We start from the raw sequence: 13,407 nt of genomic DNA, 5'->3' as shown, positions 1-13,407 counted from the left end.
CCGCCTGAAGGAGCCGCACATGGCCAAGGACGACGACAACAAGCCGGATACCGAGGACGATGGTCACTCGCTGGACATGAGCGCGGCTGCGGTCAAGAAAATGATCGCTGAGGCGCGGGAACGCGGCTTTATCACCTATGACCAGTTGAACCGCGTGCTGCCGCCTGAACAGGTCAGCAGCGAGCAGATCGAAGACGTCATGTCGATGCTGTCCGAAATGGGCATTAACGTCGTCGAGGATGAGGACGAGGCCGAACAGGAAAGCGCGGGCGAACTGGTCCCGGTCAACACCGGCACCCGCGATGTGGCGCTGGCGAGTGCCACGACCGAAAAGCTGGACCGCACCGATGATCCGGTGCGCATGTATCTGCGTGAGATGGGCAGCGTCGAACTGCTCTCGCGCGAGGGCGAAATCGCCATCGCCAAGCGGATCGAGGCTGGCCGCAACACGATGATTTCCGGGCTGTGCGAAAGCCCCCTGACATTCAAGGCCATTACCATGTGGCGTCAGGAATTGTTGGATGAAGACATCCTGCTGCGCGACGTGATCGACCTTGAAACCACCTTTGGTCAGTCGATGGAGGATGAGGAGGGCGAGGAGGTCGAGCTGGACGAACCAGAGGCCGAGGAGGCCCCGGCCGCAGCACCGCCCGCTGGCGAGGATGACGAGGACGAGGACGAAGGTGCCAACCTGTCGCTGGCCGCGATGGAAGCCAGCCTGAAACCCAAGGTTCTGGAGACGCTGGAAGCCATCGCCATGGGCTATGAGCAACTGGCTGATATGCAGGACCAGCGCATGTCCGCGACATTGAACGAGGATGGCCGCTTTACCGCCAAAGAGGAAAAAGCCTATCAGGTGCTGCGCCAGAAAATCGTTGATCTGGTGAACGAATTGCACCTGCACAACAACCGGATCGAGGCGCTGGTCGATCAGCTTTACGGCATCAACCGCAGCATCGTCAGCATTGATTCGGCCATGGTCAAGCTGGCCGACGCTGCCCGCATTAACCGGCGCGAGTTTATCGACGCCTATCGCGGCTCGGAGCTTGATCCGACCTGGATCGACCGCATGTCGGGCAACAAAGGGCGCGGCTGGCAGGCTTTGTTCGAGAAATCGCGCGAGCATGTCGAGAAGAACCGTCACGACATGGCCCGCATCGGCCAGCACGTCGGCGTGGACATCGAGGAGTTCCGCCGCATCGTGAATCAGGTCCAGCGCGGCGAGAAAGAGGCGCGGCAGGCCAAGAAGGAAATGGTCGAGGCCAATCTGCGGCTGGTGATCTCGATCGCCAAGAAATATACCAACCGCGGGTTGCAATTCCTTGATCTTATTCAGGAAGGTAACATCGGTCTGATGAAGGCGGTGGACAAGTTCGAATACCGCCGCGGCTATAAGTTCAGCACCTATGCGACCTGGTGGATCCGGCAGGCGATCACGCGCTCGATCGCCGATCAGGCGCGCACCATCCGCATCCCGGTGCATATGATCGAGACGATCAACAAGCTGGTGCGGACGGGGCGGCAGATGCTGCACGAAATCGGCCGCGAACCCACGCCCGAGGAACTGGCCGAAAAGCTGCAAATGCCGCTGGAAAAGGTCCGCAAGGTGATGAAAATCGCCAAGGAACCGATTTCGCTGGAAACCCCGATTGGCGACGAGGAAGACAGCCAGCTTGGCGATTTCATCGAGGACAAGAACGCCGTCCTGCCGCTGGATTCGGCCATTCAGGAAAACCTGAAGGAAACCACGACCCGCGTTCTGGCCAGCCTGACGCCCCGCGAAGAACGGGTGCTGCGCATGCGTTTCGGCATCGGCATGAACACCGATCACACGCTGGAAGAGGTCGGCCAGCAGTTCAGCGTCACCCGCGAACGCATCCGCCAGATCGAGGCCAAGGCGTTGCGCAAGTTGAAGCACCCCTCGCGTTCGCGCAAACTGCGGTCATTCCTTGACCAGTAACGGGATCAGTAATGGCGGCTTGGCCAGCCATGGCGTCGTGGCTGATGGTCTGGTTTTTCTGCTGTATCGCAGCGAAACCGACCTGAAGCCGGGCGCGGTCGAGGTGGATAATATTATCTATGTTGCCCGTCGTGACAATCAGCACGGCGGGTTGACCGGCTATCTGCACCTTGAGGATGGCTGTTTCTATCAATGGCTTGAAGGGCCGGGCGATGCTTTGACGGCGCTGATGGGCCGGATTTGCGCCGACCAGCGCCACCGCAACGTCAAGGTGCTGTGGCAGGGGCAGGCGTTGAGCCGCCAGTTTCCTGACTGGTCCATGGGCTTTGGGATTGCTGACCCGGACACGCTGTTTGACTGGGTGTCTCAACGCGGCGTCGCGGGGGTGGATTCCGCAGGCTTTGCCCGCGAAATCCTGGCATTTATGCGGGCTCAGGCCGCTTAACCGATTTTCCCGATATGGGTGGCAAAGGCGTCGATGAAGCCTTGCAGGAACTTGCGGGTGCCGTCGTCGGTGATGCTGCCATCTGCGGCGAAAGCCTCATCACGCCATTGGATATAGGCTTCCGGCTGTTGCATCACATGCATGTTCAGATGCAGTATGGCGTTGCGCAACTGCACCTGACCAACCGCTGCCCCAATCGCACCGGGCGAGGTGCCGGTGACTGCCGCCGGTTTGCCCGACCACGAGTTGTTGCCATAAGGGCGGCTGCCCCAGTCCAGCGCGTCTTTCAATACGCCCGGAAAATGCCGGTTATATTCCGGCGTCAGGAACAGAACGCCGTCAGCCGTGCCGATCCGCTCTTTCAGGGTCACGACCGAGGCGGGCGGATTGTCCCACAGATCTTCGTTGTAATGGGGCAGGTCAGCCAGTTCGATGTAATCAAACTCCAACTTGCCCTTTGCCAGCTTTTCAAGGGCTTGGGCTAATTTCCGGTTCAGCGAATCCTTGCGCAGCGAACCGATCAGGACGGCAACGGTCTTGGTCATGGTAACTCCTCTGAGAAAGATAAAGTTTTAACTAAATAGCTGTGGAAAGCGTTCCTTTGCAGCTTGAAATTATCGGGGAAAAACGAGAACATGCAGCAATGGAACAGGTGATGCGATATTGGCAGGATGCGGGGGCGTTACAGGCGGCGGTGGTGCTGCTTGGGGCGCTGGTCCTGATTTTTCTGCTGCTATGGTGGCGGCAGCGGTCAGCGCGGCTGCGTCTGGACGCGCTGTTGCAGCAAGCCGGGCTTGATGCCGGGCGGCAGGATGAGCGGTTGGATTTTCAGGCTGCGCGGCTGGTGGCGCTGGCTGAGGAGCGCGATGATTTCAAGGATGCCTTGCATCAGGCCCGCCGTGATCTGGCCGGGCTGGAACGCGACCTTGCCGGGGCGCAGGCGCGGTTGCAAACCGCCCAACAGATGCGCGAGGAAATCTCGGGGCAATTCCGCCTGCTGGCCGATGAAACCCTGCGCCAAAAGGGGGCCGATCTGGAAAAGACCCATTCCGACCGGCTGTCGGCCCTGCTGACTCCGTTCCGCGAGCAGGTGGACGGGTTCCAGCGCGAATTGCGTGACCGGGGCCGTGCTGTCGATCAGGAACGCGCCCGGCTACGCGAACAGATCGAAGGGCTGCACCGCCGGTCCGAGGATTTGGGGCGTGAGGCGCTGGCGCTGACCCGTGCGCTCAAGGGCGACCGCCAGCGTCAAGGTGCCTGGGGCGAGATGGTGCTGGAACGTCTGCTTGAGGAATCCGGCTTGCTGCGCGGCACCCATTATCAGGTTCAGGCCAGCACGACCGACGAACAGGGGCGTCGTTGGCGGCCCGATGTGATCGTGCATATGCCGCAGGAGCGGGCGCTGGTGATTGATGCCAAAGTGTCGCTGTCGGCCTATGAACGCGCCGTAAATGCCGATGACGCCGAGGCGCGGGGGCAGGCGCTGCGTGATCTGGTTGCGGCGGTGCGGGCGCATGTCACGGGCCTGTCGGCGCGGGGCTATCAGGCGCTGGATCATGGCAGCGTTGACTATGTGCTGATGTTCGTCCCGATCGAGGGGGCGCTGGCGCTGGCCATGCAGGCCGATCCTGACCTTGCCCGTTTCGCGGTGGATCGTAAGGTCGGGCTGGTGACGCCGCTGACCCTGATGCTGGCCTTGCGCACGGTGGACCATATCTGGACGGTTGAACGGCGCGAAAGCAACGCTATGGAAATCGCAAACCGTGCCGGGGCGCTTTATGACAAGCTGCATGGCTTCGTCTCCTCGGTCGAAGATGTGGGCAAGGCGCTCGATCAGGCGCAGCGTGCGCATCACACCGCGTTGGACCGGCTGGCGCGGGGGCCGGGCAACGTGATCCGTCAGGCGGAAATGTTGCGTGAATTGGGGGCGCGGGCGCAGAAAAAACTGGCGCTGGACCACGATCAGACTGACCTGTTGCCGGGTGAGGTTGCGGAATGATCGCAGGGCTGAGCATCGAAACGCAAGGGCTGGGCTGCTATGACATCACCGACCGGGTGGCGGCGCTTCTGCCCTCGGGTGATGGGCTGCTGACCCTGTTCCTGCGGCATACGTCCTGTTCGCTGCTGATTCAGGAAAACGCTGATCCATCGGTTCAGCGCGACCTGTTGGCGTGGCTGGACCGCATCGCACCTGCTGCCGACGCCCCCGGCATGGGCTGGATCACCCATCGCAGCGAAGGCCCGGATGATATGCCTGCCCATCTGAAGGCTGCCGTTCTGCCCACCAGTCTGAACATCCCTTTCGTCAAGGGGCGTATGGTGCTTGGCACATGGCAGGGCATTTATCTGGTTGAACACCGCAGCCGCCCGCATCTTCGGCATATCACCTTGCACATGCGCCCGGACTGAGTCGCGGGGGCAACAGGTTGCCCCCATGATCTTGCGGGTGGGGTTTCGGGCTACTCAAGTTGTCGTGTGGTTGCTATCATGCTGGGGAAACCGAATGTGATGCCTCCAGATAAAGGGACACCGATGCGCTGCCCGTTTTGCGGAAATGTCGATACGCAGGTCAAGGATTCACGTCCGGCCGAAGATAACGTCGCTATCCGCCGCCGCCGTTTTTGCCCGGCCTGCGGTGGCCGGTTCACCACCTATGAGCGGGTGCAGTTGCGCGATCTGGTGGTGGTGAAATCCAATGGCCGGCGCGAGGATTTCGACCGGGATAAGATGTCCCGCTCGATCCGCATTGCCATGCAGAAACGCCCGGTTGACCCGGAGCGCATCGACCAGATGATTTCTGGCATCGTGCGGCGGCTGGAAAGCATGGGTGAGACCGATATTTCGTCGAAAATCATCGGTGAGATCGTCATGGAGACGCTGGCCCGGATCGACACCGTGGCCTATGTGCGTTTTGCCAGTGTTTACAAGAACTTCCAGGACCCGGATGATTTTGACCGCTTCGTTTCCGAACTGCGCCCTTCGGTTGAATGAACGGGGCTGACAGCCGCCACATGGCCCATGCGCTGCGCTTGGCGGCGCGGGGATTGGGGAACACATGGCCCAATCCGGCGGTTGGTTGCGTGATCGTGACGCAAGGGCGGGTGGTCGGGCGCGGGTGGACGCAGCCGGGTGGTCGTCCCCACGCCGAGGTGGTTGCCTTGGCGCAGGCCGGGGCGGCGGCCCGGGGGGCAACCGCTTATGTCACGCTGGAACCCTGTGCGCATCACGGCAAGACCCCGCCTTGCGCAGAGGCGCTGATCGCGGCCGGGGTCTTGCGGGTCGTTGTGGCGCTGACCGATCCTGACCAGCGGGTGTCCGGGCGCGGGCTGGCGATGTTGCGGGCGGCAGGTGTCGAGGTGGTCGAGGGTGTCCTGACGGATGCCGCGCGGGTGATGCAGCGCGGATTTCTGAACCGCGTGACGCTGGGCCGACCGATGCTGACCCTGAAGCTGGCAACCAGTTTCGACGGGCGGATTGCGACGGGCGGCGGTGACAGCCAATGGATCACCGGGCCAGAGGCGCGGCGGCATGTGCATCTGCTGCGATCACAACATGATGCGGTGATGGTGGGCGGCGGAACGGCACGGGCGGATCTGCCGGGGCTGAATGTGCGGGATTTGGGCGTGACGCATCAGCCGCTGCGGGTGGTGGTGGCGCGTGAGGCTGTGCCGGATTTGCCCGAGGGGCCGGGCTATGGTCCGCTGTGGCGTGTGACCGGGCAGGGGGGCGGCGGGCAAGGTCGGGTGATCCGCGTGGCGGAAGACGCGCGGGGGCTGGACCCGCTGGCTATCATGCAGGCTTTGGCTGCCGAAGGTCTGACGCGGGTGTTTTGTGAAGGGGGCGGACAGCTTGCAGCGGCGCTGCTGCGGTCCGGGCAGGTGGATGAACTGGTCGGCTATAGCGCGGGCGTCGTGATCGGGGGCGATGGGCGCGCTTCGGTCGGGGCGATGAGCCTGAACCGGCTGACCGATGCGCCGCGCTTTGATCTGATCGAAGTGCAGCGTATCGGGCCGGATCTGTTCCACCGCTGGCGTTTACGGCGTGATGGGTAAGTAAAGCCCCGCAATTCAGCAGGGCTTTACGCTTACATATGATCGCCGCCGATGGCTGCGGAAAATGCGCCGCGGTAAAGGGCCGAAAGCTCGGCCAGCGGGGCGCTGTCGCCGCCAAGGCTGATCGTGTCGCCACCAAAACGGCCGGCCACGGCTGCCGGAACGCCCGCCGCTTGCGCCGCATCCAGCAGGGCTTGCGCCCGATCGGGGCGGCAGGCCAGCAGGTAACGCGCCTGATCCTCGCCAAAAAGCTGCGCGATGTCGGCAGGTTCCAGCGTGACGCCAAGGCCCGCAGCCTCGGCCATCTCGAATGCGGCCAGCGCAAGGCCGCCATCCGACAAGTCGCAGGTGGCGCCGATCAGCTTGCGATTGGTGCGGATGAATTGGCCATGGGCCAGTTCGGCGGTAAGGTCCACGGTGGGGGCGTCGCCGGACTCAATCCCGAAGGCTTCGGCAGCCAGCGCGGATTGGCCAAGATGGCCAGCCGTCTTGCCGATCAGCAGCGCCACATCGCCCGGTTGCGGCAGACCCGCAATCAGATCGTCCAGATGATCCAGCAGCCCGACCGCACCGATGGTCGGTGTCGGCAGGATGCCCTTGCCATCGGTTTCGTTGTAAAGCGAGACGTTGCCCGACACGATGGGCATATCCAGCGCCGCGACGGCCTGTCCGATGCCCTCAATGGCACCGACAAATTGCCCCATGATTTCAGGCTTTTCCGGGTTGCCAAAGTTCAGGTTATCGGTGGTCGCCAAGGGGCGCGCGCCAACGGCACAGAGGTTGCGGAACGCCTCGGCCACGGCCTGCTTGCCGCCCTCGACCGGGTTGGCCTTGACATAGCGCGGTGTCACGTCGCTGGTGAAGGCCAGTGCCTTGTCGGTGCCGTGGACGCGCACCACACCCGCCCCAAGACCGGGGCGGCGGACCGTATCGGCCCCGACCTGGCTGTCATACTGTTCCCAGACCCATGACTTTCGGGCGTAATTCGGGCTGCCGATCAGGGCGCGCAGGCCGGTGATGGGGGTGATCGCAGGCAGGGCGGGCATGGCATCGGCCGGTGGGGTGGCGATCCACGGACGGTCATATTCCGGGGCCGAGGACGACAGCTTCGACAGCGGCAGATCGGCCATGACCTCATTGCCGTGCAGGATCAGGAAGCGGTCCTCGGCAATGGTTTCGCCAACAATGGCGAAATCCAGATCCCATTTTTCGAAAATCGCACGGGCCTCGGCCTCTTTTTCAGGCTTCAGCACCATCAGCATCCGCTCCTGCGATTCCGACAGCATCATTTCATAGGCCGTCATGTTGGTTTCGCGTTGCGGGACGTGATCCAGCATCAGTTTGATGCCCAAACCGCCCTTGTCGCCCATTTCCACGGCAGAACAGGTCAGCCCTGCGGCCCCCATGTCCTGAATGGAAATCACCGAGCCAGAGGCCATCAGCTCCAGGCAGGCTTCCAGCAGGCATTTCTCGGTGAAGGGGTCGCCAACCTGAACGGTGGGGCGCTTTTCCTCGATCGTGTCGTCGAACTCGGCGCTGGCCATGGTTGCGCCGCCGACGCCGTCGCGGCCGGTTTTGGCACCCAGATAGACCACCGGCATCCCGATCCCCGAGGCGGCCGAATAGAAAATCTTATCCGCATCGGCCAGCCCCGCCGCAAAGGCGTTCACCAGACAGTTGCCATCATAGCTGCGATGAAAACGCACCTCGCCGCCAATGGTAGGCACGCCAAACGCGTTGCCATAGGCGCCAATCCCCTCGACCACACCTTTCACCAGATGCGGGGTCTTGGGGTGTTCCGGGCGACCAAAGGACAGCGAATTCATCGCGGCGATGGGACGTGCGCCCATGGTGAACACATCGCGCAGGATACCACCAACCCCGGTTGCCGCGCCCTGATGGGGTTCAATATAGGATGGGTGGTTGTGGCTTTCCATTTTGAAAACAACAGCTTGTCCGTCGCCAATATCGACCACGCCGGCGTTTTCGCCGGGGCCGCAGATCACCTGCGGGCCTTCGGTCGGCAGGGTGCGCAGCCATTTTTTCGAGGATTTATAGGAACAATGCTCGTTCCACATGGCGCTGAAAATGCCAAGTTCCGTGAAACTCGGCTCACGACCGATGATCTCAAGGATACGGCTGTATTCGTCGGGTTTGAGGCCGTGCGCCGCAATCAGTTCCGGTGTGATGGTCGGTTCGGTCATGGTGGCCCCCTATATGCGTTGCCCTGTCTTTTAAGGGCCGCAAGGGGCGCGGAAAAGGGGCAGCAGGACGCAGGGTAAAAAAAAGCCGGGCGCAAGGCCCGGCGCAAGTCCAACAGGGAGGTGAAGGAAGGGCAAATGCCCCTGTGTTCCTTCAATGCCCGATGTATGGGCGTGGTGCCTGCCTTGCAAGCCTAAGCGGATGGTTTGGTGGCATATCCGCTATGCGCCATTCGCATGGCTTGTGTCATCCATTTCGGTTTCGGCCTGCCAGCGACGATGGGACTGGATTTCCTCCAGAACGAAATCGCGGAAAGCCGTGACCCGGCGCGAGCTGCGCAGTTCTTCGGGGAAGGCAAGGAAAACCGGGACTTCGCCGGATTCGATCTCGGGCAAAACGCGGATCAGATCGGGGAAATCCGCGACCAGATAATCGGGCAGAACGCCGATGCCAACGTCGCTCAGCACCGCTTGCAGCACACCGAAATAGTTGTTCACCATCAGCATGGACCGCGGGTTCTGGGTCAGCAATTCCTGTGACAGCACCGCCCCCGAGGCGACTTGTGGCACCTGCGGGTTCTGGCAGATCAGCCGGTGTGCTGAAAGATCAGGCAGATTTTCCGGCAGGCCGGTCTCATCCAGATAGCGTTGTGTGGCGTAAAGCCGCATCCTGATGTTCAGAAGCCGCCGCCGGATCAGGTCGGATTGGCTGGGTTCTTTCATGCGAATGGCCACGTCGGCCTCGCGCATGGGCAGGTCCAGAACGCGCTCCTCCAGCATCAGGTCGATTTTCAGGTCAGGATAACGCGCATAAAGTTTCGCCAGACGTGGCACCAGCCACATGCTGCCAAAGCCGGTCGTGGTGGTGACTTTCAACTCGCCAAAGACGTGATCTTCGCTGTCGCGGATGCGGGCGGCGGTGGTATCCAGAAGGCTGCTCATGTCGCGGGTGGCGTTGAACAGGATTTCGCCCTGTTCGGTCAGGATCAGCCCGCGTGCATGGCGGTGAAACAGGGTGGTGGCCAGCGATTCTTCAAGCGCGCGGATCTGGCGGCTGACGGCGGATTGCGACAGGTGCAGCGCATCGCCCGCATGGGTCAGGCTGCCGGCATCGGCAACGGCGTGAAAGATGCGCAGCTTGTCCCAGTCCATGATGCTTGTCCTTGTTGTCGCAGGCCCATGCGAAAATGCCGTTCTGCCATGCGCTCAGCGCAACACTAGCACAAGTCACGGGTAAAACAAGGAAATCTGATGCGGCAGATTTTCCTTGGTTGGTCAGTAAAACTGACCTATACTTGCCGAAACATCCAGCAGAGGGGAGGCTGCCAGATGACCGCACAGGGATTTTCACTGAATGATCGGTTCGACCTGACCAAGCATCAGGTGTTGCTGAACGGCACGCAGGCGCTGGTGCGCCTGATGCTGATGCAGGCGGCGCGCGACAAGGCGGCGGGGCTGCATACGGCGGGGCTGGTCACGGGCTATCGTGGCAGCCCGCTGGGTGGCGTCGATTTGCAGATGATGAAGGCGCAAAAGCTGCTGTCGGCGTCGGATGTGCTGTTTCAGCCGGGGCTGAACGAAGACCTTGCCGCCACCGCCATTTGGGGCAGCCAGCAGGCCGAGATACGCGGCGAAGGCCGCTATGACGGTGTGTTCGGCCTGTGGTATGGCAAGGGGCCGGGGGTGGATCGGTCCGGCGATGTGATGCGCCATGCGAATATGGCCGGGTCCAGCGCCCATGGCGGCGTGCTGATGGCGATGGGCGACGATCACACCGGCGAAAGCTCGACCGTGCTGCATCAGTCGGATTGGGCGATGGTCGATGCCTATATGCCGGTGATCTCGCCCGCCGGGGTTCAGGAAATCCTTGATTATGGGGTTTACGGCTTTGCGCTGTCGCGTTTTGCCGGTGTCTGGGTCGGGCTGAAAACCATGAAGGACACGGTTGAGGCGACCAGCGTCGTCGATGGCGACCCGTTCCGCATGTCGCTGGTGACGCCCGATTTTGCCATGCCGCCGGGCGGGCTGAACATCCGCCTTGGTGATACGCCGGTGGCGCAGGAAGTGCGGATGATTGATTTCAAACGCTTTGCCGCCGAGGCTTTCGCCCGCGCCAACCGCATCGACCGCAAGGTGTGGGGCCGCCCGGATGCCAAAATCGGCATTTGCGCGGCGGGCAAGAACTGGCTGGACGTGGTTCATGCGCTGTCTTTGCTGGGGCTGGATCAGGCGGGTGCAGAGCGGCTGGGGATCACCACCTATAAGATCGGCCAGACCTGGCCCATGGACATGCGCAGCTTTCAGGAGTGGTCCGAGCCGCTGGATATGGTGATCGTGGTCGAGGAAAAGCGCAAGCTGATCGAGGTGCAGGTCAAAGAGGCGATTTTCGATAATCGCAAGGGCCGCCGGGTGATCGGCTGGAAGCATGACCGCACCGGGGCCGAGGTGTTCCCGACCCGCTATGCCCTTGATCCGGTGATGATTGCCGAGAAGCTGGGCGGCATCCTGATCGAGGAAGGCCGCGGCACCGAAAGCCTGCGTGCTGCGCTGGACCGTATCGCGGAAAGCCGCCGCGCCGATAATGCGCCGGAAATTGCGGTGCGGACGCCGTGGTTCTGCTCGGGCTGTCCGCATAACAGCAGCACCCGCCTGCCAGAAGGCAGCCGCGCCTATGCCGGGATCGGCTGTCACTATATGGTGCAATGGATGGGGCGCGAAACCAACGGCTTTACCCATATGGGGGCCGAGGGCGTGAACTGGGTCGGTGAAGCACCGTTTTCCAAACGCGGCCATGTGTTTCAGAACCTTGGTGACGGCACCTATAACCACTCGGGTTCGCTGGCGATCCGCGCGGCCAAGGCGGCGGGAACGAATATCACCTATAAGATCCTGTTCAACGACGCCGTGGCGATGACCGGCGGCCAGCCGAACGAAGGCGGGCTGACTGCCGATCAGATTGCGCGGGAACTGGTGGCGATGGGCGTCGATCCGGTTGTGGTGGTCCATGACGAGAAAGAGGACATCGACCGGGGGCGCTTCCCTTCGGGGCTGCGGTTCGAAACGCGGAACAAGCTGATGGCGGTGCAGCGCGATCTGGAAACCGCGCAGGGCGTCAGTGCGATCCTGTATATCCAGACCTGCGCGGCGGAAAAGCGGCGGCGGCGCAAGAAGGGGGCGTTCCCTGATCCTGACCGCCGGGTGTGGATCAACACTGATGTCTGCGAGGGCTGCGGGGATTGCTCGGTGCAGTCGAATTGCGTTTCGGTGGTGCCGGTCGAGACGCCTCTGGGGCGGAAACGGGCGATTGACCAATCGTCCTGCAACAAGGATTTTTCCTGCCTGAACGGCTTTTGCCCCAGTTTCGTGACGGTCGAGGGGGGCAAGCCTCGCCGCCCCAAGGCTGCGGCTTTCGATCTGCCTGCGCTGCCCGCGCCTGCGCTGCCCGCAATCAACGGCACGCATAATGTGGTGATTACCGGCGTGGGTGGCACCGGGGTCGTGACCATCGGTGCCGTTCTGGCGCAGGCTGCCCATATCGACGGCAAGGGCGCCGGCATGATGGAGATGGCAGGGCTGGCCCAAAAGGGCGGGGCGGTGCATATCCACCTGCGCCTTGCCAACCGGCCCGAGGATATTTCCGCCATCCGTGTCGCCGTGGGCGAGGCTGACTGCGTGATCGGCGGCGATCTGGTGGTTTCGGCCGGGGCGAAAACGCTGGGGTTGATGACCTCGGGGCGCACCGGCGCGGTGGTCAATGACCATGAAATCGTGACCGGAGAGTTCACCCGCAATCGTGATTTTCAGGTGCCGACCGGCCAGTTGAGGCTATCGCTGGAGGCGCGTCTGGGGGACCGTGTGGGGTTCTTTGACGCCTCGACGCTGGCGCTGCGGCTGCTGGGGGATTCGATCTATTCTAACATGCTGGTGCTTGGTGGTGCGTGGCAGCGGGGGCTGTTGCCGCTGACGCATGAGGCGATCATGCAGGCGATTGCGCTGAACGGGGCCAAGGTGGCGGAAAACCAGCGCGCCTTCGAGATCGGGCGTTGGGCTGTCACCGATCCGGCAGGCGTGGCGCAGGCGGTTGCGGAACCCAATGTCGTGGCGTTGCCGGGTGATCCGGTTGCCGATCTGGCGGCGCGGGTGGCTGAATACCAGAACGAGCGGCTGGCGCGGCGCTTTATGGCGCTGGTCGATCAGGCACCTGCCGAGCTGCGCGAGCCTGTCGCGCGGGGCTATCATAAGCTGCTGACCTATAAGGATGAATACGAGGTTGCGCGGCTGCATTTGCAAACCCGCGCCCGCGTGGCCGAGGCGTTCGAGCCGTCGAAGGAAGGTGGCGAAATGCGGGTGATCTGGCACCTCGCGCCGCCGGTGATGTGGGGTCGTGACGCCGAGGGCCGCCCGCGTAAACGCGCCTTCGGGCCTTGGGCGGAACGGCTGTTCGGTGTGCTGGCCCGGATGAAGGGCCTGCGCGGCACGCCGCTGGACCCGTTCGGCTGGCTGGGTGAGCGCCGGGCCGAGCGTCGCGCTATCCGCGAATATGAAACCCTGATGGCCGGCCTGTTCCCGCGCGTCACCGATAAAAACCGCGCGATTGCGCAGGAAATCGCTGAATTGCCGCTCTCGGTTCGGGGCTATGGTCCGGTCAAGGAACGCGCTGAAAAGGCGGCTTCTGCCCGGCTGGACGTGCTTTTGCAGCAGTTCGACAACCCGCCGGTGACGTTACAGGCCGCTGAATAGGCGCTTGTC

Annotated in this window: 10 protein-coding genes; 7 read left to right on the top strand and 3 right to left on the bottom strand. The window is 62.5% G+C overall.

Annotated features, from left to right (window positions below; genetic code table 11):
• The first annotated feature begins 19 nt into the window (after positions 1-19).
• Together rpoD and Q4G24_RS11500 are read left to right on the top strand one after the other, a co-directional pair.
• Complete coding sequence (gene rpoD / locus Q4G24_RS11505) at positions 20-1,960, top strand: RNA polymerase sigma factor RpoD (RefSeq protein WP_303366678.1); 1,941 nt, start codon at positions 20-22, stop codon at positions 1,958-1,960.
• Positions 1,950-2,405 carry a BLUF domain-containing protein gene (locus Q4G24_RS11500; protein ID WP_303366677.1) on the top strand — a complete coding sequence of 152 codons (456 nt, stop codon included), beginning with the start codon at positions 1,950-1,952 and terminating at the stop codon, positions 2,403-2,405. The genes rpoD and Q4G24_RS11500 overlap by 11 nt, the downstream gene beginning before the upstream one ends.
• Here Q4G24_RS11500 and Q4G24_RS11495 read toward each other — a convergent pair.
• A complete protein-coding gene (locus Q4G24_RS11495) occupies positions 2,402-2,950 on the bottom strand; it encodes an NADPH-dependent FMN reductase (RefSeq protein WP_303366676.1) in 549 nt (182 codons plus the stop codon). The two genes, Q4G24_RS11500 and Q4G24_RS11495, sit on opposite strands and share 4 nt — an antisense overlap.
• Positions 2,951-3,060: 110 nt before the next feature.
• On the opposite strand from Q4G24_RS11495, the gene rmuC reads away from it, so the two are divergent.
• The 4 genes from rmuC (at position 3,061) to ribD (ending at position 6,457) form a co-directional block, all read left to right on the top strand.
• On the top strand, positions 3,061-4,404 hold the full coding sequence (gene rmuC, locus Q4G24_RS11490) for a DNA recombination protein RmuC (protein ID WP_303366675.1): 1,344 nt from the start codon (positions 3,061-3,063) through the stop codon (positions 4,402-4,404).
• Positions 4,401-4,814, top strand: coding sequence for a secondary thiamine-phosphate synthase enzyme YjbQ (locus Q4G24_RS11485; RefSeq protein WP_303366674.1), 414 nt, complete (start codon positions 4,401-4,403; stop codon positions 4,812-4,814). Before rmuC ends, Q4G24_RS11485 begins: the two co-directional genes overlap by 4 nt.
• 123 nt (positions 4,815-4,937) lie before the next feature.
• Positions 4,938-5,396 carry a transcriptional regulator NrdR gene (gene nrdR, locus Q4G24_RS11480; protein WP_303366673.1) on the top strand — a complete coding sequence of 153 codons (459 nt, stop codon included), beginning with the start codon at positions 4,938-4,940 and terminating at the stop codon, positions 5,394-5,396.
• Positions 5,393-6,457, top strand: coding sequence for a bifunctional diaminohydroxyphosphoribosylaminopyrimidine deaminase/5-amino-6-(5-phosphoribosylamino)uracil reductase RibD (gene ribD / locus Q4G24_RS11475; RefSeq protein WP_303366672.1), 1,065 nt, complete (start codon positions 5,393-5,395; stop codon positions 6,455-6,457). Before nrdR ends, ribD begins: the two co-directional genes overlap by 4 nt.
• A 32-nt stretch (positions 6,458-6,489) precedes the next feature.
• On the opposite strand, the gene purL is transcribed toward ribD, so the two are convergent.
• Both purL and Q4G24_RS11465 read right to left on the bottom strand, forming a co-directional pair.
• Complete coding sequence (gene purL, locus Q4G24_RS11470) at positions 6,490-8,661, bottom strand: phosphoribosylformylglycinamidine synthase subunit PurL (RefSeq protein ID WP_303366671.1); 2,172 nt, start codon at positions 8,659-8,661, stop codon at positions 6,490-6,492.
• Between the two features lie 219 nt (positions 8,662-8,880).
• Positions 8,881-9,810 carry a LysR family transcriptional regulator gene (locus Q4G24_RS11465; protein ID WP_303366670.1) on the bottom strand — a complete coding sequence of 310 codons (930 nt, stop codon included), beginning with the start codon at positions 9,808-9,810 and terminating at the stop codon, positions 8,881-8,883.
• A gap of 177 nt (positions 9,811-9,987) precedes the next feature.
• On the opposite strand from Q4G24_RS11465, the gene Q4G24_RS11460 reads away from it, so the two are divergent.
• Positions 9,988-13,398: an indolepyruvate ferredoxin oxidoreductase family protein gene (locus tag Q4G24_RS11460; RefSeq protein ID WP_303366669.1), complete on the top strand. Its 3,411-nt coding sequence runs from the start codon at positions 9,988-9,990 to the stop codon at positions 13,396-13,398.
• The last annotated feature ends 9 nt before the right edge of the window (positions 13,399-13,407 follow it).

This window comes from Paracoccus sp. (in: a-proteobacteria) (genome assembly GCF_030538695.1).
In the GTDB taxonomy this organism is placed as follows: Bacteria; Pseudomonadota; Alphaproteobacteria; order Rhodobacterales; family Rhodobacteraceae; genus Paracoccus.
The sequence above is the reverse complement of the archived record's forward strand: the minus strand, read 5'-3'. Positions and strand labels throughout refer to the sequence as shown.

Bases quoted from the DNA above. Each gene is read 5' to 3' on its own strand.
- rpoD (WP_303366678.1), top strand. From the start codon at position 20: ATGGCCAAGGACGACGACAACAAGCCGGATACCGAGGACGATGGTCAC.
- Q4G24_RS11495 (WP_303366676.1), bottom strand. From the start codon at position 2,950: ATGACCAAGACCGTTGCCGTCCTGATCGGTTCGCTGCGCAAGGATTCG.
- rmuC (WP_303366675.1), top strand. From the start codon at position 3,061: ATGCGATATTGGCAGGATGCGGGGGCGTTACAGGCGGCGGTGGTGCTG.
- Q4G24_RS11485 (WP_303366674.1), top strand. From the start codon at position 4,401: ATGATCGCAGGGCTGAGCATCGAAACGCAAGGGCTGGGCTGCTATGAC.
- nrdR (WP_303366673.1), top strand. From the start codon at position 4,938: ATGCGCTGCCCGTTTTGCGGAAATGTCGATACGCAGGTCAAGGATTCA.
- ribD (WP_303366672.1), top strand. From the start codon at position 5,393: ATGAACGGGGCTGACAGCCGCCACATGGCCCATGCGCTGCGCTTGGCG.
- purL (WP_303366671.1), bottom strand. From the start codon at position 8,661: ATGACCGAACCGACCATCACACCGGAACTGATTGCGGCGCACGGCCTC.
- Q4G24_RS11465 (WP_303366670.1), bottom strand. From the start codon at position 9,810: ATGGACTGGGACAAGCTGCGCATCTTTCACGCCGTTGCCGATGCCGGC.
- Q4G24_RS11460 (WP_303366669.1), top strand. From the start codon at position 9,988: ATGACCGCACAGGGATTTTCACTGAATGATCGGTTCGACCTGACCAAG.